The organism is Cohaesibacter marisflavi (assembly GCF_963665895.2).
Lineage (GTDB): Bacteria > Pseudomonadota > Alphaproteobacteria > Rhizobiales > Cohaesibacteraceae > Cohaesibacter > Cohaesibacter marisflavi.
In genome coordinates this window covers 3443063-3468351 of sequence record NZ_OY762534.1, presented here as the reverse complement: position 1 = coordinate 3468351, position 25289 = coordinate 3443063, and the positions used below count along the sequence as shown (strand labels likewise).

Sequence of the window (25289 nt, the reverse complement as noted above, 5' to 3'; positions counted from 1 at the left end):
TGAAGGAATGGCATGATAGCCGAAACCATCCGGACCCTTAGGGATCGCCTCTTCTCAGATCAAAGCAATTCCCGGTATCTCATTTACCGGCTCCTGTCTGAAAATTTTCATATCTATTACAAGCGCTATATCCTCGCCTTTATTCTGATGGCGGTGGTTGCCGGAACGACGGCATTGAGCGCATGGATCATGAAGGACATTGTCAACGGCATCTTTGTCTCCAAGGATTTCAATCAGGTCTGGCTGATCTCTGGCGCGGTCATCGTGATCTTCGTCGCCAAGGGGCTGGCAACCTATTGGCAGACGACCATTCTGGCCCATATCGGCAACGCGATCGTGGCGGATCAGCAGCGCAAGATGTATCGCCATTTCCTTTCGCAAGGGGCTGATTTCTTCCATGATTTCCCTTCAAGCGAACTGATCACCCGCATCTCCCACAACGCGACCGCAGCGCGTGCGGTGATGGATGTTCTCATCACCAGCATCGGGCGCGACGCTCTTTCGTTGATTGGCCTTGTCTGCGTGATGGTGTTTCAGGATCCACTGCTTTCGCTCATCGCCCTTGTTGTGGCACCGCCTGCCGTCATCATGATTTCCATGCTGGTGCGCCGTGTGAAGCGCATTGCCAAGGAGCAGTTCATCTCGCTGACCCAGACCACCCAGACCATGCAGGAAAGTGCGCTGGGCTTCCGCATTATCCGTACCTTCGGGATGGAAGGCATCATGACTGCCAAAATGGATGATGCCATCGAAGGGGTTGAAAAGCGGGCCAACAAGATTGCGACGCTGACTGCCCGCACCAACCCGATGACCGAGACGCTGGGTGGCTTTGCCATCGCACTGGTGATCCTCTATAGCGGCTGGCGCACCATCATTGGTGGTCAGAGCCCCGGGGAATTCATCTCTTTCCTCACCGCTCTGCTTCTGGCAGCAGACCCGGCGCGTCGCCTCAGTCGCCTCAAGGTGAATATGGAAAGTGGGCTTGTTGGCGTGCGCCTGATGTTTGAAATCTTGGACAGGCCAACTCGCCTTATCGAGCGTGCCGGTGCCGGAGAACTCAATGTCACCAACGGCGATATTGCATTTGAAGCCGTTTCCTTCTCCTATGGGGACGATGAACCGGTCCTAAAGGACCTCTCCCTTGTCATTCCAGGCGGCAAGACAACCGCGCTTGTGGGGCCTTCAGGTGGCGGCAAATCCACGATCATGGGGCTCGTGCAGCGCTTTAATGACGTGAGCGAAGGGCGCATCGTGATCGACGGTGTCGATATCCGCGATTGCACCATCGCTTCTCTGAACCAGCATATCGCGCTGGTCACGCAGGATACGGTTCTTTTCTCCGGCTCGATCCGTGAGAATATCCGCTTCGGGCGTATGGATGCGACGGATGATGAGGTGGAAGCGGCGGCCAAGAACGCCTTTGCGCATGACTTCATCATGGCGCAACCTCAGGGTTATGACACTCAGATCGGCGAAAACGGCACCTCCCTGTCCGGAGGGCAGAAGCAGCGTGTGGCCATTGCGCGCGCCATGCTCAAGAATGCCCCCATCGTGTTGCTGGACGAGGCGACATCGGCGCTGGATAGTCAATCGGAAGCCAAGGTGCAGGCCGCGTTTGAGCGCCTGAGCGAAAACCGCACCTCCTTGGTGATTGCCCATCGCCTGTCGACCATCCGCAATGCGGACAAGATCTGCGTTATCGAAGATGGTCAACTGATCGAAGAAGGCAGCCATGACGAGCTTTTGGGCAAAGACGGCTTCTACGCCAGCCTCGTCAATCTGCAATATAAGAAATAGGCGTTTCGCGGCGCAAAGGACGCGCATTGCTGGGCAGCCGGGTTCCGGCTGCTACCAGCGCTATAGGGAGATGATGCTCTTTTGAGAAAACTGCTTTCGACCGGACGCCGTGCGCGCTTGCCCGAAACGGTCTATCTGCATCATGAAGGCCGCAAGATAGAGGTGCGCCTGAAGCCCAACGCGCGCGCCAAGCGCTTGATCTTGCGTCTTGATAGCAAGACGGGCGAGCCGGTGGCGACCTGTCCGCCGGGCCTTGGCGAAAGCAAGATCCTCCATTTTCTGCAGAAGAACGTCAATTGGTTGGTCGACAGACAACAGGCCCGAGCACCCAATGTGCCCTTCGAGCATGGGGCGGTCATCCCTGTGCGCGGTTTGTCCCACACCCTTGAGCATAATGATGTCGCCCGCGGCACCGTGCGTCTTCTCGAGCTGGAAGAGGGCCGCATCCTGCTGGTCTCGGGCAATGAATCCCACATGGCCCGCCGCGTGACGGACTGGCTGAAGAAGCAGGCACGCAAGGATCTGGAAGAAGCGGTTGCCCGTCATGCGGCCGCACTGGATGTCAAACCCGCATCGATCCGTATCAAGGATACCACCAGCCGTTGGGGCTCGTGCAGCGCCAACCGTACCCTGTCTTTTTCCTGGCGGGTGATTATGGCGCCATCCTTCGTTCTGAACTATCTGGCAGCCCATGAGGTGGCCCATCTGCGCGAGATGAACCATTCCGATCGTTTCTGGCGCCACGTCGAGACCATTTGCCCCAATTATGAAGACGGGCAGGCATGGTTGCGCGATCAGGGGCGCAGGTTGCATTCCTATGGGGTCGAGGCTGACGACTGACCTCTCATGCTCCGCATTGTGCGAAGGAGAGGCCAGCCTTCTCATCTTTCACTTAATCAGATAACCGATCCCGCTAGTTGCCGAACAGGCGTTCCAGAAGGCCCTTGCGCTCTTTGGGCAGAGGCATGGAATTCTGTCCTTCAGGCAGAAGATCTGGGTTGATCCATGGATTTTTCTCGCCACCAGCTCTGCGACGGGTTTCTGCGATCTGCTCCATGCTGACCCCCGGTAAACCGGCGACCGCCATGCCATTATGCGCGCCAACCATATATTTCTTCCAGGTTTCTGCAGGCAGGTTCCCACCTGATGCGCGTTTGGTCGGGGAGCCATCATCATTGCCAAACCATAGCCCGGTTACAAGATTGGCGGTGTAGCCCACGAACCAGGCATCGCGATAATTCTGGCTGGTGCCGGTCTTGCCGCCTGCCGGACGGCCCGAAAGCATGGCCTTTTTACCCGTGCCGGTAATCAGGGTCTCCTGCATCATCTGGTTCATCATGGAAAGGATTTCAGGTTTGATAACCTGCGGTCCCGGAATATTGGGGTTGATATAGAGCACCTTGCCTTCTTTGGTGACAACCCGCTGGATGACATAAGGAGTGGCGCGTGAGCCGCCATTGGCAAAAGGAATATAAGCCCCGACCAGTTCCAAAGGCGTCACTTCGCTTGTGCCCAGCGCAATCGAAAGGTTGTTCGCCAGTTTCGACTGAATGCCCATCTTGTGGGCTGTTTCCACCACTTGCGCAGGTCCGACCTCAAAGGTCAGCTGTGCGGAAATGGTGTTGATCGAAAGCGCCAGCGCTTTGCGCAGGGAAATCTGGCCCATATATTTCTTGGAATAGTTTTGCGGCGTCCAGCCATCATAGGAAACCGGACCATCCACGCGCATGCTGTCGGGCCGGTTGCCCAATTCAAGAGATGTCAGATAGACAAAGGGCTTAAAAGCACTGCCCGGTTGACGTTTGGCATTGACCGCACGGTTAAACTGGCTCTCGCGATAGGACTTGCCGCCAACCAGCGCCCGAACGGCCCCTTGCGGCGTGGCACTGACAAGGGCGCCCTGTTCTACGCCATATTTCTTGCCCTTTTCATCAAGGGCATCGACAATGGCATTCTCGGCCAGCGTTTGCATGCGCAAGTCGATGGTCGTCTCGACAATCACATCCTCGTTGACCTCTCCGATCAGATCGGGCAGCTGCTCCATCACCCAGTCGCCAATATAGTTGAGCGAACTGGAGCGGTGGCGTGCAACCGTATCAATGCTTTGGGTGAGGGCCAGTTTGCGCTCTTCCGGCGTGATGAAACCTTCCCGCTCCATGGCCGCCAAAACAAGCTTGGCGCGCGCCCGGGCTGCCTTCGGGTGTTTGTTGGGCGCAAGGCGAGACGGCGCCTTGAGCAGGCCCGCAATGGTGGCTGCTTCAGACAGAGTCAGCATGGAAGCTGGTTTGTTGTAATAGGTCCGTGCAGCCGCATCCACGCCAATGGCTCCCGAGCCCAGATAGACCCGGTTGAGATACATTTCCAGTATCTCCTGCTTGGAATATTTGGTTTCCAGCCAGATGGCCAGAATAAGCTCCTGCACTTTTCGCTCGATGGTGCGCTTATGCTCGAGGAACAGGTTCTTGGCCAGCTGCTGGGTCAGCGTCGAGCCCCCTTGCGACACGCGACCGCGAATGATGTTTGTCACCATCGCGCGCGTAAAGCCAATGGGGTCAAAGCCGAAATGATGGAAAAAGCGGTGATCCTCAATCGCCACCACGGCATCAACCAGATAGGGCGGCATCGTTGAAATGCTCACCTTTTGCCCTCCGGTCTTGCCCCGGTTGGCAATCAGGCCGCCATCCAGCGAGACAATCTGCACATTGGGCGGACGATCCGGAATCTTCCAGTCGGTCGATTGCGGTAGCTTGGCGCCATAATAGAGAATGATGCCACCGGCAACGATCGAGCCCCAGATGCCGGCAATCACCAGCCAATAGGCGACGCGTCGACCAAAGCGAAACAGTTTGCCCAGCAGCGACGAGCGTCGCGCCGACCGACTACCGGAGGATTTTTTGCCTGAAGGCTTGCGGCCACCTCCTGATGGGCGACGTCCTCCGCCAGCCCCACCGCCGGAACCGCCTCCAGAGTTTCCTCCACCTGATCCGCCGCCTCTGCCCGCAGCTCCTCGTGCTCCTTGCGCCTTGGCTTTGCGCGGTCCGGGCTTTCCGTCGGTGCGCTTTTTTCGTCTCGCTGCTCGTTTTGAAGAAGAGCCGGGGTGGCTTTTGTCTTCATCGCTCAGGCGAATGTCACTCAGGGAGCCCGGATGGGAAGAACTGCGTTGCGACGTCATGATGTTCGGCAAAGTCTCTATTCATAGTCCTCGCAAGACTGGCTTGCGACAGACGTTTCTTGTTGGATCGATCAGCTCAGAAGAGCCTATGAAAGTCAGCATGGGACTATGGTCACATATTGAGGCAAATTCATGAATGGGGCGGCCCACAGGCATGGATTTTGTGCCTCGCGTGTACCATCCTAGCGCGGCGATCCCAAAGGTCTTGTTAACAATAATTCTGTCTTGGCGTCATTCACAAGCACTTTAGACAAGCAAGAGTAGGCGACCAGACAAGGGCCCTGTCTCAAAAATTGTAAAAACTATGGTTAATGAAATATTAATGCAATTGGATCAAATAGTTGTGAACCGAAAATTATCTATATGTTTCAGTCGTTTATTAAATTTGTTAAGGTTAAGGTAATAATTAGGGAGATTTTTAAGTAAAAACCCGTCATTTATTTAAAATAATTTTCAAAGAATTGAACATTAGAGCCATTTCATTAAGTGGCGCATGAGGCTAGTTTTGACAAACCGGGATCTAAACACAAAGCAACATGTAGACTGGGTTGATTTGACCAAAGGGTTGACGATCCTCCTTGTTGTCGTCATGCATTCCATCAATGGCGTTGAGAAATATCTGGGCAGCGAAGGCTGGATGCATCCGATATTGACCTATGCCACTCCATTTCGGATGCCGGTCTTTTTTGCCGTTGCCGGGCTTTTTGCGGCTCGCGCCATCGTCAAGGAATGGCCAGTCTTTCTGGACAAGAAATTCTTCCATTTCGGCTATTTCTATTTCCTCTGGATGAGCATTGAGTTCATTTTCAAGGCGCCTTTCTTCGTGCAGGAGTTTGGCGCGCATGAAACGGGCCTCTATTATCTACTGTCTTTCGTGCAGCCGTTTGGTCCGCTGTGGTTCATCTATCTGCTGCCTTTCTATTTCCTTGCCCTGCGGCTGATGCGTCCACTGCCGATGCTGCTGCAGTTTGCCATTGCGATTGCCTGCAAATTCATGCTGACGGCGACCGGCATCGAACTGATTGATTTCTTCTCGAAATATTATGTCTTCTTCCTTGCGGGCCATTTCGGGCGAGACATCTGGTTCGCGCTTGCGCATTCGGCGCGTGAACAGAAGCTTGCTTCCGTGCTCGGGCTCGTCGTCTGGGCCGTGGCAAATGGGCTTGTTGTCTGGTTCGGCTATGGCGAGATCGTTCCGGTCGCCATCATCATGGGCGTGCTTGGCTTCATGGCGGTTGTCGACTTCATGGGCATCATCACCGAATTTGCCCCCGGTCGTGCGTTGGCAAAGGTCTTCCGCTATCTGGGTAGCCACTCGCTGCCCATCTATCTGGGCTTCTTCCTGCCTATGGGTGTGACGCGCATACTCGTGATGAAATTCGGCAATGGCGATCCTGGATTGTCCGCGCTGATCGTCTCCATGGCCGCCGTGATCGGCGCGATCCTGATGTATGAAGTGGTCATGCGCGTGAAAATCGGCACCTTCCTCTATGTGCGTCCTCAATGGGCAAAGCTGACAAAAGAGAAGAAACAGATCACCGTTCCCGCTGAATAGGCAAAGAACCGCGCAGCAAATCTTCTTAACAAAAGCTCCCGGACAGATGATCTGTTCGGGAGCTTTTTCTTTTGCCCTTTTCATTGCCCTCATGCATGCGCTAAGGTCTCATGACATTATGATCATGGTTTGTTCGCACAGCGCGTGGCATCCAGCAGAGGCAATAAAGGGAAATTCCAATGTCCGAAAAACCACATCTCTTTTTGATTGACGGATCTTCCTATATTTTTCGAGCCTATCACGCCCTGCCGCCATTAACGCGCAAGAGCGATGGGCTGCCCGTGGGCGCGGTTTCCGGCTTCTGTAACATGCTTTGGAAGCTGATTGCCGATGGAGACAAGGGCATTGTTGGCGTGATGCCCACCCATGTCGCCGTGATTTTCGATGCCAAGGGCGATACCTTCCGCAACGCGATCTATGATCAATACAAGGCCCAGCGTCCTCCGGCGCCGGAAGATCTCGTCCCCCAGTTTGGTCTTATTCGCGACGCCGTGCGGGCTTTCAACATCGCCTGCATCGAGTTGGAAGGCTATGAAGCGGATGACATCATCGCCACTTATTCCGAACAGGCGCTGGCCGAAGGGGCCGATGTAACCATCATCGGCTCTGACAAGGATCTGATGCAGCTTGTCCGCCCCGGTGTCATGATGGTCGACACCATGAAGAACAAGCGTATCGGCGAAGAAGAGGTCGCCGAGAAGTTTGGCGTTTCTCCCGACAAGGTGGTCGAGGTGCAGGCGCTGGCGGGCGATTCTGTCGACAACGTGCCCGGCGTACCCGGTATCGGTATAAAGACAGCCGCCCAACTCATCAACGAATATGGCGATCTGGAAACTCTGCTGGAGAAGGCGGACGGCATCAAGCAGAAGAAACGCCGCGAGAATCTCATCGAATTTGCCGAGCAGGCCCGTATTTCCAAAGAGCTGGTCTATCTCAAGCGCGATGTGCCGTTGCCGCTCGGCCTTGATGCGCTGGCCTGCTGCGATCTGGAAGGGCCCAAGCTGGTCTCGTTCCTCAAGGCGCTTGAATTCACCACGCTCACACGCCGCGTTGCCGAAGCGACAGAAACCGAAGCTGCAGAAGTGGAAGCGACAAGCCTTGAGGTGGCAGGATGGGAGGCCGCAGATCCGGCTGCGGCTAGCGAAAGTGCAGACGCTGTTGATGGCGACAAGACCCCCGGGCCGCTGGATCTTGCAGCCAAGATGGCCGCCGATATCGGCGCGCTGCCGATTGACAATCAGAGCTACCAGACCGTGCGCTCCATGGAAGAATTGCAAGTCTGGCTCGATGAAGCCAAACGCATCGGCTATGTCGCGGTAGACACCGAAACCGACAGCCTTGATGCCATGCAGGCCAATCTGGTCGGCGTGTCGCTGGCAACCGAACCGGGCAAGGCCTGCTATATCCCACTCGCTCATGTTTCGGGCGATGGAGACATGTTTGGCGGTGGACTGGTGGAAGGTCAGATCCCACTTACCGAAGCCGTCACCGCTCTCAAGGGCATGCTGGAAGACCCTTCCATCCTCAAGATCGGCCAGAATCTCAAATATGACACGCTGCTACTCTCGCGCTATGACATCGAGATCGCGCCGTTTGATGACACGCTGCTGCTCTCCTATGTGCTTGATGCTGGCAAGCATGGCCATGGCATGGACGAACTTTCCGAGCTGTGGCTCGGCCATAAGCCTATTCCTTTCAAGGAAGTGGCTGGCAGTGGCAAAAGCCAGATCACCTTCGACAAGGTGGAGCTGGAAAAAGCCACCCCTTATGCCGCTGAAGACGCCGACGTGACCCTGCGCCTCTGGATGATCCTCAAGCCTCGCCTTGCGGCCGATGGCATGACTTCGGTCTATGAGAGGCTGGAGCGCCCGCTGCTGCCAGTGTTGCGCCGCATGGAAAAGCGCGGCGTCTCCGTTGATCGTCAGATCCTGTCTCAGCTATCGGGCACTTTCGCCCAAGGCATGGCCGGATTGGAAGAGGAAATCCACGGCTTGGCTGGTTCGCCCTTCAATATCGGCAGCCCCAAGCAGCTGGGCGATATTCTGTTTGGCGAAATGGGCCTGCCCGGTGGCAAGAAGACCAAGACCGGAGCCTGGTCCACCTCGGCCAGTGTGCTTGAGGATCTTGCAGCCGAAGGCCATGAATTGCCTAAAAAGGTGGTGGAATGGCGCCAGCTCTCCAAGCTCAAGAGCACCTATACCGACGCGCTGCCCCATTTTATCAACCCCGAGACCAAGCGCGTCCATACCTCTTATTCACTCGCCGCGACCAGCACGGGCCGTTTGGCCTCGTCTGATCCAAACCTTCAGAATATTCCGGTGCGCACCGAAGCGGGCCGCAAGATCCGCACCGCTTTCGTGGCCGAAAATGGCAACAAGCTGATCTCGGCTGACTATAGCCAGATCGAGCTGCGCGTGCTCGCGCATATGGCCGACATTCCGCAGCTGAAGAAAGCCTTCGAGGATGGCCTCGATATTCACGCCATGACGGCGTCTGAAATGTTCCATGTGCCGCTCGATGAGATGGACGCCGCCACCCGTCGCCGCGCCAAGGCCATCAATTTCGGCATCATCTATGGCATTTCCGCCTTCGGGCTGGCCAACCAGCTCGGCATTTCCCGAAGCGAAGCCAAGACCTATATCGACACCTATTTCGAGCGCTTCCCCGGCATCCGCGACTATATGGAAGCCACCAAGAAGGCCGCTCGCGAGCAGGGCTATGTGGAGACCATCTTCGGCCGCAAGATCCATTATCCGGAGATCAATTCCAAGAATCCCAATATGCGCAATTTTCAGGAACGCGCCGCCATCAACGCCCCCATTCAGGGCTCGGCCGCCGACATCCTGCGCCGTGCCATGGTCCGCATGGAAGACGCTCTGAGTGATGCTTCGCTCTCGGCCCGCATGCTGCTGCAAGTCCATGACGAATTGATCTTCGAAGTGCCGGAAGGCCAGGTCGACGACACCATCAAGGTCGTTCGCACGATCATGGAAAACGCCCCCATGCCCGCTCTGCAACTAAGCGTGCCTCTGAAGGTAGACGCTGAAGCGGCCGACAACTGGGACGAAGCGCATTGATGAGAAAAGAGATCGCAGTTATTCGTATGGCTCAGATCGCTGATCTTGTTGCTGTGATTGCCTTTCATGTCCGCCTCTGGCGTGACACCTACAGCGCGATGGCGCCCAAAGAAGCCATTGATGCACTGGATGAGGCCCGCCGCCGCCCGACATGGCAGGCGGTTCTCTCCCAGCCCAAGCCGGGACAGCAGACTTGGGTTGCCGAGCAACAGGGAGAGATTGTCGGTCTGCTTGCTTTTGGCCCTCCAAGCCATGAGGCGTTCAATGGAGCCGGAGAGATTAAACATCTCTATGTTGCGCCAGAGGCCAGAGCAACAGGCCTTGGCCGAAAACTGCTGGATCTAGCTTTTTCAGAACTCGCCAAAGCGGGCTTTACACGCGCCGCTCTCGCTGTTGTTCGAGATAATTCTCCTGCTATTCGCTTTTATGATGTCATGGGGGGAAAGAATATCGGATCGTTCACTGATTCAGGTCCCATGTGGAAGTCTGACAATCTGGTGCTGGAATGGATGATCGGAGAATAGCCACTCAAGAGTGGCGAACATGCAGAACATGATGCATCAAGGGGACAAAACTCTTTCTTGCCCTGCTGGATAACAAAATGAATGACCTGATGGAATTGGCACGGAAAAACGAGCGTGAAGCCTGGAGTATCGTGCAGGAGCTTGGCATAGAGCAAGCGTGGCAAGATGTTGGGGGCAAGGCGAATCTCGTCGGGTCCCTCAAATGCGGCCTGTTGATGAAGCATCTCGATATCGACTTCCATGTCTATACAGATGGACTGGATGTCGCCAAGAGCTTTCAGGCTGTGGCGAAAATTGCGGCACACCCAAACGTTACTCGCCTGACCTATTCCAACCTGATGGATACCGACGAGCATTGTCTGGAGTGGCATCTTTGGTATCGGGTATCCGAAGAGCGGGAATGGCAGATCGATATGATCCATATTCTCAAGGGATCAGAGTTTGATGGCGTGTTTGAAGATGTCGCAGAGCGCATCTTTGCCGCTTTGACGCCGGAAACACGACAAACCATCCTTCGCTTGAAATATGAGACACCTGACGACGAGAAGATTATGGGGATCGCCTATTATATGGCTGTGCTGCGTGACGGGGTGCGGAGCTATGAAGCATTTACCAAGTGGCGCGAAGAGACCCACTTGGATGGTATTATTCTCTGGAAGCCCTGAAGGAAACCGTCATTCCGTCAGGAAGCAATGGCCCTCACCCCAGCACCAGAATCAAAACGCCACACACGATCAGCCCGCAGCCCATCAGCTCCAGTCGGTTGATCTTTTCCTTGAAGATGAAAACCGAAGAAGCGAAGGTGAAGAGCATTTCCACCTGAGCCAGCGCCTTGACGAGGGCGGCCTGTTGCAGAGTCATGGCCATGAACCAGCCAAAGCTGGCCGATGCGCCGACAAAGCCGGTGGCAAGGGATGGTTTCCACGCCCGCGCCACACATCCCCATTGCTCTCGCTCACGAAAGGTGATCCAGATGCCCATCAATATGGTCTGGATAAGGATGGCGGTTGCTAAGGTGAAGCTGGCCTGCAGGATGTAATCAGGAGCGACCATGGTTGGCTCAAGCGATAAAGAGGCCTTGCGATAGCTGGCCGCAGTGACACCGAAGAGAAAACCCGAAGCAAGGCCGATGAGTGCCGTGCGGGAAAAGGTGGAGGTAATCAGGGTGCGAATGGACAAGGTCGTGCGCGCAACCGAAATCAGCATGACCCCGAGCACAGCGACCCCGATGGCAACCAATGCGGATATCTTCAGCGTTTCGGAAAAGAACAGAAAGGCGAACAGCGCCGCCTGCGCCGGTTCGGTGCGGCTATAGGCCGTGCCTACCGTGAAATTGCGGAAGGAAAACAGATGCACCAGCAGAAACTGCGCCCCGATTTGTCCCACCGCTGCCATCATGACCCAGAAGAGGAACGGCCCGTTGAACACCGGCAAGTCTTTGCCCGATAGCCACACATAGCCAAACAGATAGAGAAGGGCGAAGGGCACTCCGAAGGCAAAACGCACGAAGGTCGCCCCGGTCGTGCTCAGCGCACCCTTGAGGTGCTTTTGCAGGACAGAGCGGATATTTTGCAGAAAGGCTGCAGAGATGGTGATCAGAATCCAGGTTGGCATGCTGAGCCTTTAGCATGAAGGGGAGGGCGGACCAACTAAAAAGCCTGCGTGAGCCAACAGGGTCTGACGAAAAGAAAAGAGGAAACCTGTTCGGTAGGCTTCCTCAGCTGTAAAAAGGAAGCGCTTATCAAGACTTGCGAGTGATGGACGCGTTATTCTCAGGTTGTAAAAATAAGGAAAAGTGCGAGTTCACAAGTCTAAAAAAACAATGAATTGTAAAGGTAAACAAAATTTTAACCACTAGCCTTGATGCTCTAGCGGTATCGACCGGAACTGACAAACTTTGACCTCATTTAAGAGGCACACCAGCAGGCGTAGCCTTGGTGTTTCGAATGGTTGGCAAAAGCCAGCTAACCCATTCAACTATCAGTCGATATAAGCCGGGGCGCTCCCGTCAAGATGATAAGAACCAAAAAGGTCAAGGGCATGATATCCCACACCGGTAAACTCTCGCTTGTCTTGCTTCTGGCAATGGCAGGTGCCTACCCGCAAGCAGCCTTAGCAATGAGCAACAAGATGCGCGCCTGGCTCAAGGATATGGTCCCCCAAGAGCGCATGCTTCAGGTTTGCAACATGGAAGCCATGGGCAAGCTCGATGCGGACCGGTTGGTTGATTACACCTTCTCTAGCCCGAAGATCGGCGACCAGACGGTCAAGGCCGGCGGCGCTGCTTATCGCCGCAATGGGCATTGGTACAAGGTGAGCTATTCATGCGACACCAGCAAAGACCAGATGCAGGTGCTCAAGCTCACTTACAAAAAGGGCGATGAAATCCCCAAGGATAAATGGACCCAGTTCAATCTCTTCAATTGATTGCGCTGCAAAAATGAATGTCAGGCTGTTAGCTGCCTGATCGTCAATGTAGCGGCATTTCCGTTTGCACCATATCGCCATTTTCCTTGAAGCAAACGGCATGATCCTGCGGCACTTCGATCCAGCACTCCGATTGCCGGTCGATCGGCTCGGACACCAGCACCACATCGCCATTCTCATAGCGACGATAATAGAGAGAAGGGGCATGATGGTCGCTCGAGCAGCGGAAACCGCACAGGCGCTTGCCATCCGACAGGCAGGAAGTGAAGCGCAAAGGCGTGCGGATGCCCTTGTCAATCATGGCTTCACGCACCCTGTGCAGCACATTGCGCATGGCTGTGACCGGGCACTTTTGTAGATTTTCCTGAACCGCAAGCAAGAACAGCAGCTCTGAATCGGTGCTACCGAACCGGTGCTCATAATAATCATCGCTCAATTGCAATTCCAGTCCGCGCCGCACCCGGTGATAGTCTCCGATTTGGCCATTATGCATGAACAGCCATTTGTCATAGGCAAAGGGGTGACAGTTGCAGCGATTGGTTGCCGTGCCGGTGGAGGCCCTTACATGGGCAAAGAAGAGGGAAGACTGGATCTGGGACGCCAGACTTTTGAGGTTGGTGTCATTCCAGGCGGGCAGGATCTCCCTGTAAAGGCCCGGATTGTCTCTAGCCCCATACCAGCCGATGCCGAAGCCATCCCCGTTGGTGACGGTTTTACCCTTCTCCGCATGCAGGCTCTGATGAATCAGAGAGTGGTCGGCTGTTGTTACATAATGTTCAAGGAAAACAGGCTGTCCCTTGTAAGCGACCCAGCGGCACATTTCAGTCTCCAAAGATGAATTTGATCGACTCCTTTTTATATCCGGATGACGCCGAGTAAAAGCGACCTTTTCCCTAATTCTTGTTTGGCGAACAATAAGATGAACGCGGTGAGCAAAGAGAGGCCTCCGGCACCCAAAAATGCGTTTGGGAAGGCAGTCACGCGCCTGTCATCTGCCTTCGCTAAAGCAGCAGAAGATTTTATGCGCTATCCAAGAGGGTCTCATGTTTAAATCCATTTCCAAGGCTTTGCTTCTGGCGAGCTGTCTTGCCGCACCATTCGGGTCTCAGGCCTATGCACTCACACTTGAGCCGATTGCTAAGCACTCCGCCAATGTGTTTGATGAAGGGGCTGCCGAGATCGTCTCTTATGATAAGGCTGGCAAGAAACTCTTTGTCGTCGACGGCCATGACAAGGCCATCGATATTTTCGATATTTCAAACCCGTCCACCATCAAGGAAGCGGGCACGCTGAATGTCACAGATTTTGGCAAAGGTGCCAACTCCGTGGACGTGCATGGCGACTATGTGGCCATCGCCGTTGAGAACAAGGACAAGCAGGCCAATGGCAAGCTGGTTCTTTACAAGACCGACGGCACGCTGGTGGGGGATGTGGAACTTGGCGCGCTGCCCGATTGCGTGGTCTTTGCGCCCAATGGCAAATTCGTGATGGTCGCCAACGAGGGCGAGCCGTCCGACGATTTCAAGACCGATCCTGTGGGCACGGTATCCATCGTCTCCATTCCCTCCCTTGAGGTCAAAACTGTCGGCTTTGGCGATCTCAAGGCGGAAGATTTTGGCGATGACTTCCACACCGCAGCGCCAGAAGGCATCTCCTTCGAGCAGCAGATTGAACCGGAATATATTGCCATCACCCCGGATAGCAAAACGGCTTTTGTCTCCCTTCAGGAAAGCAACGCTATCGCCGTTATCGATACGGAAACAGCCAAGCTGAAAACCACCTTCGCGCTGGGCTTTCAGGATTACTCCAAGGTCAAGGCCGACCTTTCCGACAAGGATGGCAAGATCAACCGTCAGAACTGGCCGGTGCTTTCCTTCCGCATGCCGGATACCGTGAAGGCCTTCGCCAAGGATGGCGTCAATTATGTGGTCATGGCCAATGAAGGTGACAGCCGCGACTATGATGGCTATTCCGAAGAAGAACGTCTGGGTAAGGTCAAGCTCGACCCGATCGCTTTCCCGAATGCTAAAGAGCTGCAGAAGAAGGAAAATCTCGGCCGCTTGAAGATCACCACCGCACAGGGGGATACCGATGGCGACGGCGATTTCGACGTGATCTATGGCTATGGTGGCCGTTCTTTCTCCATCTTCAATGAAACCGGCGAAATGGTGTTCGATTCCGCTGATGAAATTGAAGCCAAGCTGGCCGAGCTGGTGCCTAGCGCCTTTAACAGTCAGGGCGCGAATGAAAGCTTTGACAATCGCTCCGACGACAAAGGCGCAGAGCCCGAAGCACTCGAACTGGCCGAGATTGGCAGCAAACTCTATGCCTTTATCGGATTGGAACGCATGAGCGGTATTGTGGTCTATGACATCACGGACCCGGCCAAGGCGACCTTTGTGACGTATGCAAGCAACACCAAGCTTGATGGCGAGTCTGAAAAATTGACCGCTGGCGACATTGCACCGGAAGGGATCAAGTTCATCGCTGGCAAGGATAGCCCGAACGGCGAGCCGATGATTGCGGTTGCCAATGAGGTTTCCGGCACGGTGACCCTATGGGCCGTCAAATAGCCACGCGGTTCGCTTTCTGAACAAGAAAAGCTCGCCTTTCATGCAGAGGCGGGCTTTTTTGTTGGCGGGTTGACGCATTGGTTTCTGGTCCGAACCGGTGGTTTGCCTATGGGCCTTTGGGGCTAAACAGAAGGCTTGCAGTCACTAAAGCAAATGCGCTACTGATGGCGGCAGTTCCAATCCGCACTTCAGATAGGCATCCATCCATGATCGTAAAAACCGAAGAACAGCTTCAGGGCCTCAAGGCCTGTGGCAAAGCCGTGGCGCGTGCCATTCGTGAAATGGGTGCTGCGTTGGAACCGGGCATGACCTCACAGGAGCTGGATGATCTTGGACGGCGCATTCTGGAAGAAGAGGGTGCAGAATCAGCCCCTGAATCGGTCTATGACTTTCCCGGAGCTACTTGTATTTCCATCGAACCCGTGATTGCCCATGGGTGGGCCGACAGCCAGACGGTGAAGCCGGGCGATATGGTCAATATCGACGTATCAGCCAGCAAGGATGGCTTTTTCACGGATTCCGGAGCGACCTTTATTGTGCCGCCCGTGACGCCGGAAAAGCGGATATTGGTGGAGGCCGCAAAACGGGCCCGAGACAATGCGATTGCTCAGGCCCGTGCAGGGCAACCAATGCAGGTCATCCCGAAAGCCTTCGACAAGGAAGCCAAGGCCGGTGGTTACACCATCATCCAGAATCTGCTCGGATGTCATGGGGTTGGTACAACCTTGCACGACAGGCCGGAAATTCTCGCTGTGCCGGACCGCCGGGATCGTCGCAAACTGCAGGAAGGCATGGTGATCGCCGTTGAGCCATTTCTCTCGACCGGTGCGACCTATGCCAGCGACGGGGCACGAGAGTGGGAGCTGTTCACTCCCGGATGTCTCACCGCCCAGTTCGAGCATACGATTGTGATCGGGAAAAAAGGTCCGATCATCGTAACACTCTGATTACGCTGACATTTCTTTAAATGCCTGTTCGAAGGCATCGGCGTGGGTCAATGTGCCCTTCGGGGCTGGGCCCTGAAAAGTCATGTACTGAATCAGGGAAGCATCCAGTCCGCCGTAGCGCAATTGGCCATTACACTTGAAACCGAGCCGGTCATAATAGGCCGGGTTTCCGATAAGGATGCAGCCATTGGCACCGAGAGCCCGCAGGCGCCTCATGCCTTCACCAACCAACGCTTTGCCAATGCCCTGGCTTTGCTTGTCCGGCGTGACCGATATCGGGCCGAGACAATACCATTTGTCCCATTTGCCATCGATCTTGATTTTTGAAAATGCCACATGGCCGGCAATCGAGCCGTCGTCATCCATCACCAGTGACAGCACAAGATCGCCATCGCGGCGCAATTGATCGATGATCGGGCCCTCGTTGCCAGAACTGTAAGGCATGGGCGCAAAGGCTTTTTGTGTCAAAATATGAATGGCATCCGCGTCAGCGGACGTTTCCTCGCGAATATACATGGTAAATCCTCCCCCGCAGGCACGCGACGAATATGTGCGCCCTCATGATGGGGTCTTTAGAAGGGTGTGGCGGGACAATACTACCATATGGGGTCCGGGAAAATACGACACAGGGCGTATGCAATTCTGACCCCTGAGATGTCAATGATGCAATTATGCTGGGCGTTTGAAACGCAAAAGGCCCGCCAAGAGGCGGGCCTTTCTTAATTATTCAATACTGATCTATCAGCTTAGGCTTTTGGGCCAGCAGCTTTCACAGCGTCGTCGACGTGTGGCAGATAGTATTCGAAGTTTTTGACGAACATGCCTGCCAGTTTAGCTGCCATTGCGTCGAATGCAGCTTTGTCTGCCCAGGTGTCACGTGGCGTCAGCAGGGTGGTGTCAACGCCAGGTACTGCTACAGGAACTTCAACACCGAAGACTTCGTCGGTGCGGAATTCTGCAGATGCCAGAGAACCGTTGAGAGCTGCGGTCAGCAGAGCGCGGGTTGCTTTAATTGGCATACGGGAACCGACGCCATAAACACCACCGGTCCAACCGGTGTTAACCAGCCAGCATTTAACCTGATGTTTTTCCATCATTTCACGCAGCAGGTTGCCATATTCGGAAGGATGGCGAGGCATGAAAGGAGCGCCGAAGCAGGTAGAGAAGGTTGCTTCTGGCTCGGTAACGCCTTTTTCCGTACCAGCCACTTTAGCGGTGTAACCAGACAGGAAGTGATACATTGCCTGTTCCGGGGTCAGCTTAGCGATTGGAGGCAGAACACCGAATGCGTCAGCCGTCAGCATGATGATGTTTTTAGGCTGAGGAGCGCGACCGGTAGCCGATGCGTTCGGGATGAAGTAGGTCGGATAGGAAACACGGGTGTTTTCCGTTTTGGACCCATCAGCGAAGTCTGGTTTATCGGTGATTGGATCGATAACCATGTTTTCGACGATTGCACCAAAGGTGTGCGTGGTCGCATAAATTTCCGGCTCAGCTTCAGCGGACAGGTTGATGGTTTTAGCGTAGCAGCCGCCTTCGAAGTTGAAGACGCCGTTTTCGCCCCAGCCATGCTCGTCATCGCCGATAAGGGTACGGCTTGGATCAGCAGACAGGGTGGTTTTACCGGTGCCGGACAGGCCGAAGAAGATAGCCGTGTCGTCATCATCGCCAACGTTTGCAGAGCAGTGCATCGGCATGATGTTCTTTTCAGGCAGCAGGTAGTTAAGCGTGGTGAAGACAGATTTCTTGATTTCACCAGCGTAGGAAGAACCAGCTACCAGAATGATCTTTTTGGTCAGGTTAAGAGCGATGCAGGTTTCAGAGCGAACGCCATATTTTTCTGGGTCGCAGAGGAAGCCTGGGAAGTCGATCACAGTCAGTTCCTGAACGAAATCTGCCAGTTCGGCATGTTCCGGACGGATCAGCATGTTGCGGATGAAGTGAGACTGCCAGCAAAGCTCGGTAACAACGCGGGTTGGCAGGCGGTGGTCAATGTCAGCGCCGCCGTACAGGTCCTGTACAAACAGTTCTTTGCCTTCTGCATAAGCCATCATGTCTTCATAGAGAAGATCGAAAGCTTCTGGCGTCATGGCCTTGTTGTTGTCCCACCAGATGGTGTTTTCGGTGGTAGCGTCGCGAACGGTATGTTTATCCTTTGGGGAACGGCCGGTATGTTTGCCGGTATCCACTGCAAAAGCACCGCCTTCGATCAGACGACCTTCCTTGCGAGCCAGCGCTTCTTCTACCAGCTTAGGAAAACGATAGTTGTAATGTACGCTATCGAGGTTGCGAAGACCGAGTTTGTCAACGCCATTGGATTCGTTCCACGTGCCGAATTGTTTCACTTTTCAAGCCCCTTGAGACACACTTAGGTTGTGGGAAACTGACAGGATCTGTCAGTCCGGCCAACGCCTGAATGGCTTTGACCGGGGGTTCGTTTCAAGTCCTGCGGAAGTCGATATAACCTGTCGGATTACTCCGCTCTTCTGTTTGACCTAACCTCCTGAGGAGCTGCTTTGCCTTGTCCTCTACTCCCGGCAGCAGCCCTGCAACAGTCCTTTCGTCGAACTCGCGCATTTCATAACGATCCTACAAAAGAGTGTCGTTGATATTTCGCAAAGTCCGAGCGGAACCCAGTCCCGTGACAATTTTCTCATAAAGCACCACCCACTCATTTGATAGCTGGTCTTTTGTGGGGTTGCGCCCCTTTTTGCGCATCGAAAATTCTTGCCTGCTTTCTACCACTAAAGTCGGAAACGGCAGAAAACGGCGCTTTATTCAGAAATGTTAAATTTGCTCCTCAATCTGTGAACAAAATTGCGCTGCCACAATTTCGCAGCTTTCAGAAACTAGGTCTGCATTAAATAGTAGGAATGCGTTTTTTGCATGCCAGATAGGGCGAAATTGCAAGGAAGGAATCGGACTCTTTTTGGACAATTCAGGGCGAATATCCTGTGAGTTTTGCCAAAATGTGAATGGGATTTCGCAGAAAACCCGGCCTTGGCGAACGCAACAAGCATTCCTAAATAAGAGAATAGTGCAGCGGATGCCGCTGATAAGGAGGGGCTGTGGTTCTGGTTCGCCGAAGCGTGTACACTCCCTTCGTTGTCTTTTCAGATACCATCTTGGATGGCGTCGTAGCTGCGGAGCAAAAGCTCTGAAATATAAAAGAGTGTTTTCGCCAGCCTGAGAAGAGAGCTCGCGGGGATGGAGAGAAGGAAGGGAAAGACATGGCAACGATTGCCCTTGTCGATGACGATCGCAATATTCTGACCTCGGTTTCAATCGCATTGGAAGCTGAAGGCTATAAAGTGGATACCTACACGGATGGAGCATCCGGGCTTGATGGTTTGCTCCACGCCTTGCCTGATCTTGCTATCCTCGATATCAAGATGCCACGCATGGATGGCATGGAGCTGCTGCGACGCCTGCGCCAGAAGACCGATCTGCCGGTGATCTTTCTGACGTCCAAGGACGATGAGATTGATGAATTGTTCGGCCTGAAAATGGGGGCGGATGATTTCATTCACAAACCATTTTCCCAGCGTTTGCTGGTCGAACGCGTCAAGGCCGTGCTGCGCCGGGCGCAGGCACGCGAAACGGCAGTCAAAACGGGTGGCACTGTTGCCAAGAGCGATCTGCTTGAGCGTGGGCTTCTTTCCATGGATCGCGAACGCCACACCTGCAACTGGGATGGAAAGCCGGTGACCCTGACGGTAACCGAGTTCCTCATTCTCTATTCTCTGGCCCAGCGTCCCGGAGTAGTTAAAAGCCGCAATGCGTTGATGGATGCCGCCTATGAAGATCAGGTCTATGTGGATGATCGCACCATCGACAGCCACATCAAGCGCCTGCGCAAGAAATTCAAGGCAGTGGACGACAGCTTTGATATGATTGAGACCCTTTATGGTGTCGGATATCGTTTTCGCGAAGAATAGGGCGTGTTGGTCCTTCACGGATGGCTGGCAAGAATTGCTATTGAATGCGTGCTCTATAGAGTGTGATAAATCGTGATATATAAAGAGCGCGGCCGAAAGGGGCAGCGTTTCGGGTAGACCGGACGGAGTGGCTATCGCGAGATCGTGGCCGCTCCGATTTGTTGAAAGACAAATAGTGTTGCAGCGAATGCAAAAAGAAAAGCGCACAAAGCAGGATGGTCAGAAGGGGCGGCGCAAGTCAGTCTCTCTGAGACGCTTGCGTGTTTTTCTGGGGCGTCTTTCCAATACGGTCGCCTTTTCGTCTCTGACACGCCGCATTGTCTTTCTCAACGTTGCCGCACTGGCGGTTCTGGTGCTGGGCATTCTCTATCTCAACCAGTTCCGCGAAGGGCTGATTGACGCGCGCGTCTCTTCGATGCTGACACAGGGCAAAATCATTGCCGGCGCAGTGGCCGCGTCGGCAGCTTCCGACACCGACGCCATTACCATCAATCCTGAGCGGCTTCTGGAACTACAGGCTGGGGAGAGCTTTTCTCCTGCAGATGACACCTTCAGCTATTTCGAGTTTCCCATCGATCCGGAAAAAGCCGCCCCGATTCTGCGGGCGGCCATTTCGCCAACAGACACGCGCGCCCGCATCTATGATCTGGCGGGCAATATGGTTGTCGATTCCAACCAGCTGCATTCGGATGGTGTGCTCCGGTTTAATCTGCCGGAGCCGGAAATGGAGACGTCCGACAGCTGGGCCGATCGCTGGGATCGCTTTGTCAGCTGGCTTCGTCAGGCTGATCTGCCCCTCTATAAGGAAATGGCCAACACCGACGGCCGCAACTATCCAGAGGTTGCCAAGGCGCTGGACGGGTCTGAGGCCTCCATTGTGCGCGTGAATACGAAGGGACGGTTGATTGTCTCCGTGGCGGTGCCAATCCAGCGTTCGCGAATCATCACCGGCGCGCTACTTTTGTCCACCCGCGATGGCGATATCGACAAGATTGTGGAGGCGGAACGCTGGGGTATCCTGCGCGTCTTCCTGATTGCGGCGCTGGTGACCGGTTCCATGTCCATTCTTCTGGCCGGAACCATTGCTGGACCGGTGCGCAAATTGTCCGAAGCGGCCGAACGGGTTCGGCGTGGGGTCAAGGCGCGTGAGGAAATTCCCGATTTTTCCGAGCGAAAAGATGAAATCGGCCAGCTCAGCCAGTCTCTGAGGGACATGACCAACACGCTCTACAAGCGCATGGATGCTATTGAGGCCTTCGCGGCAGATGTGGCGCACGAGCTGAAGAACCCGCTCACCTCCCTGCGATCGGCGGTGGAAACGCTGCCTTTGGCCAAAAAGCCAGAAGCACGCGAGAGGCTTGTCAGCATCATCTTGCATGATGTGCGCCGACTGGATCGGCTGATCTCGGATATTTCCGATGCGTCACGGCTTGATGCAGAATTGGCGCGTCAGGAATCTGACGAGATCAATCTGCGGGCGCTGTTGGAAACCATCGTGTCCATTCAGGATGAAATCGGCTCCAAATCCAACATTCGCGTCATTATGGAAGAAGACGAGAACGCCGCTGACAAGGACAAGGCCTTCTGTGTCCGGGGCAACGACAGCCGTCTTGGTCAGGTGTTCGTCAATCTGGTGGACAATGCGCGCTCCTTCACGCCGGAGGGAGGCGAGGTGCGTGTCTGCCTCAAGCATGATGGGCCTTGGGTTGAGATTACGGTGGATGACGACGGTCCGGGTATTCAGGCTGAAGATGTATCCCGTGTGTTTGAACGCTTTTACACAGACCGGCCGCAAGGGGAAGCCTTCGGTCAGAATTCCGGACTTGGCCTGTCGATCTCCAAGCAGATCGTTGAAGCCTATAATGGGGAAATCGCAGCTTCCAACCGGCTTGATCCGGCCTCTGATGAGGATGCTCCGACAATATTGGGCGCCCGTTTCTCCGTGCGTTTCCCCGCCATCGCCCATAGTGCGACGAAAAAGCCCGAGCCAAAAGCGGATCCGACTGGCTAGACTGGTCGGCGACTGCAGTCGAGCGAGAGGATTGGAGACATATGTCCCTGTATTTTGATCCAGACCACGATCAGGCAAATGATGGACCGATTTTCGACGTGCCAGACGCCATTGCATCAAGCTGCCCCAGCGAGATCATGCATGCCGCTGCCATTGTCATTGGCCCTTATGGGGTGTTGCTAAGGGGAGGGAGCGGGTCTGGAAAATCCCTTCTGCAACGCACGATACGCCGCGAAGCTGCTGCGCTTTCCATGCCCTCAGCCCTTGTCAGTGATGACTATGTCAAGCTTGTGCGCCTGCCAGAGCCCCAGCCCCAGCCCCAGCCCCAGCCCCAGGCAGTGCCGCAGTCCGGAACATCAGAACAACCCGAACTGAGGGCCTATGGCCCGGTCGCCACCCGCGGATTGCAGGAAGTCCGCGGTCTTGGGATTATCTCAGTCGGGGAGAACAATTTCGCTTTTGATGCGCCGATGCATTTGCTGGTTGATTTATGCCCTGCGGATGACATACACCGGATGCCTTCAAGTGAAGAAACGGTCCGTACCTGTCTGGGCTCTCCTATTGCTCATTTGTCAGTGCCGGAGCGGTCAGTCGTTGAAGCGTGCGACCTGATATTTGCCCTTCTATCCACATGGAAGGAGGGGCTTTAGCGTCCGGTGCTCGACTTTTGGGCTTGCGTTCGGCAATCGAGTGGTCATGATAGACGATACTTCAGGCTCCGGATGGAAGTGACCGTCTCGATAAGCCGGAGCTGAGAGTAAGAGGAGCCAGAGGGCTCCAAAAAGAAGGAGAGCAGAGACATCATGATTGGTCTTGTCCTTGTAACACATGGTCATCTGGCCGAAGAGTTCCGTGCCGCGCTTGAGCATGTGGTCGGGCCTCAAAAGCAGATCGAGACCATTTGTATTGGCCCCGATGACGACATGGAACAGCGCCGTCAGGATATTCTGGATGCGGTTGAGGCCGTGGATAAGGATAAGGGTGTGGTTCTTCTGACCGACATGTTCGGGGGAACGCCTTCCAATATGGCGATTTCGGTCATGGATGAAAACAAGATCGAAGTGCTGGCCGGAGTCAATCTGCCCATGCTGATCAAGCTGGCGAGTGTCAGGGCAGACAGAAGCCTGTCAGACGCCGTGAGCGAAGCCTGTGAAGCCGGGCGCAAATATATCAACATTGCAAGCAAGCTGCTTTCCGGCGAATGATGCCGCAAGCAGACTGAGCCATGCACTCGGGTGAATGCATGAGCAGAAGCAGATAGAAAGAACGCACTTTCCGTGACCAATATTTCAGTTTCAGACCGACTGATCATCCAGAATAAACGTGGTTTGCATGCACGTGCTTCGGCAAAATTCGTGCAATTGGTGGAACGATTTGATGCTCTGGTCAGGGTCTCCAAGGATGGGCAGACCGTCTGCGGCAATTCCATCATGGGGTTGATGATGCTGGCTGCCGCTCCGGGCTGCGCAATAGACGTCGTTGCCGAAGGCAATGAAGCTGAGGCCGTGATGGACGCGCTGAACAAATTGATTTCAGATCGCTTCGGCGAAGGCGAATAGCGTCTTTCAATATCCCGTTTTTCAAAATATGTGAAGGCATGGCCGCCCAAATGTGGCGGAAATGTGTTTTGGCGCGTCACCTTCCTGCCGCATTGCGCACCCTATCCCCATTCCGAACCAAGAAATTACCAATCCATTCCAAAGGCAGGGCCCTGTCCGGGGACTGTTGGACGGGTTAGTAAAGTCTGTTTGAAGTCTTGAAAATGGCGCCGCCAATCTTCCGAAAATTGTTAATTACACAAGATCCTTACGCGAGGATTTTATAAAAATTACAATATTCTTGATCACATTGAAAGAATAGATATAATAAAAAAAGTTAACACGGAGATGTGAGGGGATGGGGTAAAAATATTAAAAAAGAAAATTGTCATTCCTCGGATTGTCGAAGGTTCAAACTACCATTTTCCTAGGAGCTATTCATTGACGCCATCCTGTGAGACTTGTTAGATTTCAGTGTGTTAAAAAATCTCGACCATCTGTCGGGTTGTTTAGACTGATGGGTGGGTGTGCGAGATAAATTTTATTCTTTTTTGCATCGCGTGTTTGACCGCATGCGATGTTTGGATGGTGGTTGGCCAAAGCGAAGGATCCGCCACCAAAATTTGTTGTTTGGAGATGGTCCGCTTTGCGCGTTCTTTCTCCCTACCAGACACATTGATCGACTACTCCCGGAGGTAGAATATGAAACGCCTATTGATCGCTGCCCTGATGATATCTGGCTCGGCCCTATCCGCTCAGGCAGCTGATGACTGCGGCAAAGTCACCATCGCTGACATGAACTGGAACTCGGCCACGCTGATTGGCAACATTGATCGCTTCGTTCTGGAATATGGCTTTGGCTGCGATGCCGAGATGGTTCCTGGCGATACCATGCCAACCGGCGCATCCATGACCGAAAAGGGCGAACCTGACATCGCCCCGGAATTCTGGGCCAACTCCATGCGAGAGGCCGTTGACAAGGGTGTCGAAGAGGGACGTCTGGCCATTGCCGGCAAGTCCCTGTCCGATGGTGGTGAAGAAGGCTTCTGGGTTCCTGACTATATGGTCGAGAAAGACTCAAGCCTTGCAACCATTGAAGGCATCAAGGCAAATGCGGAGCTGTTCGAGCATCCTGAAGATCCCGAGAAGAGCGCCTTTTATGGCTGTCCGGCTGGCTGGAACTGCCAGATCACATCCGGCAACCTCTTCCGTGCCCTGAAACTGGAAGATGCCGGTTTTGAAATCGTGGATCCGGGTTCAGGCGCAGGCCTTGCCAGCTCCATTGCCAAGGCTTATGAGCGCGGCGAACCATGGTTCGGCTATTATTGGGCACCAACCGCCATTCTCGGCAAATACAAGATGACCAAGGTTGACTTCGGTTCCGGCGTTGATGAAGAGCATTACAAGGCCTGTACCTCTCAGGCAGATTGCCTTGAGCCGAAAGTGACCATGTATCCGCCGTCTCCTGTGCGTGCTGTTACCACGGGCGAATTTGCCAAGGCTCATCCTGACATCATGGATTTCCTCGGCAAGCTCTCTTTCAAGAACAGCGAAATGAACGAACTGCTCGCCTGGATGGAAGACAATCAGGCTGATGGTGAGTTCGCCGCTATCTACTTCCTGCAAAATTATGAAGACATGTGGAGCAAGTGGCTGCCAGAAGACGTGGCTGCCAAGGTGAAAGAAGCCGTCGCAGGCATGTAACTGACATCACCTGAAAAGGTGCGATT

20 protein-coding genes are annotated in these 25289 nt (G+C 54.3%); 15 read left to right on the top strand and 5 right to left on the bottom strand.

Annotated elements, in window-relative coordinates; translation table 11 throughout:
* Nucleotides 1–12 precede the first annotated feature (12 nt).
* Both ACKPCT_RS16545 and ACKPCT_RS16540 read left to right on the top strand, forming a co-directional pair.
* A complete protein-coding gene (locus tag ACKPCT_RS16545; protein WP_090075123.1) occupies nucleotides 13–1797 on the top strand; it encodes an ABC transporter ATP-binding protein in 1785 nt (594 codons plus the stop codon).
* 81 nt (nucleotides 1798–1878) lie between these two features.
* A complete protein-coding gene (locus ACKPCT_RS16540) occupies nucleotides 1879–2637 on the top strand; it encodes a M48 family metallopeptidase (protein ID WP_090075122.1) in 759 nt (252 codons plus the stop codon).
* 73 nt (nucleotides 2638–2710) lie between these two features.
* On the opposite strand, the gene ACKPCT_RS16535 is transcribed toward ACKPCT_RS16540, so the two are convergent.
* Nucleotides 2711–4969, bottom strand: a complete 2259-nt coding sequence (locus tag ACKPCT_RS16535) for a transglycosylase domain-containing protein (protein ID WP_319567443.1) — start codon at nucleotides 4967–4969, stop codon at nucleotides 2711–2713.
* A gap of 505 nt (nucleotides 4970–5474) precedes the next feature.
* On the opposite strand from ACKPCT_RS16535, the gene ACKPCT_RS16530 reads away from it, so the two are divergent.
* From ACKPCT_RS16530 to ACKPCT_RS16515, 4 genes are all read left to right on the top strand, one after another.
* Nucleotides 5475–6524, top strand: coding sequence for an acyltransferase family protein (locus tag ACKPCT_RS16530; RefSeq protein ID WP_175528187.1), 1050 nt, complete (start codon nucleotides 5475–5477; stop codon nucleotides 6522–6524).
* A gap of 179 nt (nucleotides 6525–6703) precedes the next feature.
* Nucleotides 6704–9601, top strand: a complete 2898-nt coding sequence (gene polA / locus ACKPCT_RS16525; RefSeq protein ID WP_319567442.1) for a DNA polymerase I — start codon at nucleotides 6704–6706, stop codon at nucleotides 9599–9601.
* A complete protein-coding gene (locus ACKPCT_RS16520; RefSeq protein WP_319567441.1) occupies nucleotides 9601–10125 on the top strand; it encodes a GNAT family N-acetyltransferase in 525 nt (174 codons plus the stop codon). Before polA ends, ACKPCT_RS16520 begins: the two co-directional genes overlap by 1 nt.
* 77 nt (nucleotides 10126–10202) lie before the next feature.
* Nucleotides 10203–10790 (top strand): hypothetical protein, encoded by a 588-nt coding sequence (locus tag ACKPCT_RS16515; RefSeq protein WP_319567440.1) that lies wholly within the window; start codon nucleotides 10203–10205, stop codon nucleotides 10788–10790.
* A gap of 34 nt (nucleotides 10791–10824) precedes the next feature.
* Here the strand turns inward: ACKPCT_RS16515 and ACKPCT_RS16510 are convergent, their stop codons facing one another.
* Nucleotides 10825–11739, bottom strand: a complete 915-nt coding sequence (locus ACKPCT_RS16510) for a DMT family transporter (protein ID WP_319567439.1) — start codon at nucleotides 11737–11739, stop codon at nucleotides 10825–10827.
* 399 nt (nucleotides 11740–12138) lie between these two features.
* On the opposite strand from ACKPCT_RS16510, the gene ACKPCT_RS16505 reads away from it, so the two are divergent.
* Nucleotides 12139–12552, top strand: a complete 414-nt coding sequence (locus ACKPCT_RS16505) for a DUF930 domain-containing protein (protein WP_319567438.1) — start codon at nucleotides 12139–12141, stop codon at nucleotides 12550–12552.
* A 43-nt stretch (nucleotides 12553–12595) separates the two neighbouring features.
* Here the strand turns inward: ACKPCT_RS16505 and ACKPCT_RS16500 are convergent, their stop codons facing one another.
* Nucleotides 12596–13372, bottom strand: a complete 777-nt coding sequence (locus ACKPCT_RS16500; RefSeq protein WP_090075115.1) for a class II glutamine amidotransferase — start codon at nucleotides 13370–13372, stop codon at nucleotides 12596–12598.
* 223 nt (nucleotides 13373–13595) lie between these two features.
* Here ACKPCT_RS16500 and ACKPCT_RS16495 point away from each other — a divergent pair, with 223 nt between their 5' ends.
* Both ACKPCT_RS16495 and map read left to right on the top strand, forming a co-directional pair.
* Complete coding sequence (locus tag ACKPCT_RS16495; RefSeq protein ID WP_139229340.1) at nucleotides 13596–15125, top strand: choice-of-anchor I family protein; 1530 nt, start codon at nucleotides 13596–13598, stop codon at nucleotides 15123–15125.
* 206 nt (nucleotides 15126–15331) lie between these two features.
* Nucleotides 15332–16072, top strand: a complete 741-nt coding sequence (gene map / locus ACKPCT_RS16490) for a type I methionyl aminopeptidase (RefSeq protein ID WP_319567437.1) — start codon at nucleotides 15332–15334, stop codon at nucleotides 16070–16072.
* Here the strand turns inward: map and ACKPCT_RS16485 are convergent, their stop codons facing one another.
* Nucleotides 16073–16588 carry a GNAT family N-acetyltransferase gene (locus ACKPCT_RS16485; protein WP_319567436.1) on the bottom strand — a complete coding sequence of 172 codons (516 nt, stop codon included), beginning with the start codon at nucleotides 16586–16588 and terminating at the stop codon, nucleotides 16073–16075.
* 230 nt (nucleotides 16589–16818) lie between these two features.
* A complete protein-coding gene (locus ACKPCT_RS16480) occupies nucleotides 16819–18417 on the bottom strand; it encodes a phosphoenolpyruvate carboxykinase (protein WP_319567435.1) in 1599 nt (532 codons plus the stop codon).
* An 885-nt stretch (nucleotides 18418–19302) separates the two neighbouring features.
* Between ACKPCT_RS16480 and ACKPCT_RS16475 the strand changes: the two genes are divergently transcribed.
* The 6 genes from ACKPCT_RS16475 to ACKPCT_RS16450 all read left to right on the top strand — a co-directional run bounded on the left by ACKPCT_RS16475 (nucleotide 19303) and on the right by ACKPCT_RS16450 (nucleotide 25263).
* The gene (locus ACKPCT_RS16475) at nucleotides 19303–20010 is read left to right on the top strand and encodes a response regulator transcription factor (RefSeq protein WP_090075111.1); all 708 of its coding nucleotides are present in this window, start codon (nucleotides 19303–19305) and stop codon (nucleotides 20008–20010) included.
* Between the two features lie 187 nt (nucleotides 20011–20197).
* Nucleotides 20198–22021, top strand: a complete 1824-nt coding sequence (locus ACKPCT_RS16470) for a sensor histidine kinase (protein WP_319567434.1) — start codon at nucleotides 20198–20200, stop codon at nucleotides 22019–22021.
* 41 nt (nucleotides 22022–22062) lie between these two features.
* Nucleotides 22063–22671 carry an HPr kinase/phosphorylase gene (locus ACKPCT_RS16465; protein WP_319567433.1) on the top strand — a complete coding sequence of 203 codons (609 nt, stop codon included), beginning with the start codon at nucleotides 22063–22065 and terminating at the stop codon, nucleotides 22669–22671.
* Nucleotides 22672–22824: 153 nt separating this feature from the next.
* Nucleotides 22825–23226, top strand: a complete 402-nt coding sequence (locus ACKPCT_RS16460; RefSeq protein WP_319567432.1) for a PTS sugar transporter subunit IIA — start codon at nucleotides 22825–22827, stop codon at nucleotides 23224–23226.
* A gap of 72 nt (nucleotides 23227–23298) precedes the next feature.
* Nucleotides 23299–23580 (top strand): HPr family phosphocarrier protein, encoded by a 282-nt coding sequence (locus tag ACKPCT_RS16455; protein ID WP_090075107.1) that lies wholly within the window; start codon nucleotides 23299–23301, stop codon nucleotides 23578–23580.
* A gap of 681 nt (nucleotides 23581–24261) precedes the next feature.
* Entirely contained in the window at nucleotides 24262–25263 is a 1002-nt protein-coding gene (locus ACKPCT_RS16450; protein WP_090075106.1) for an ABC transporter substrate-binding protein, read from the top strand.
* Nucleotides 25264–25289 lie beyond the last annotated feature (26 nt).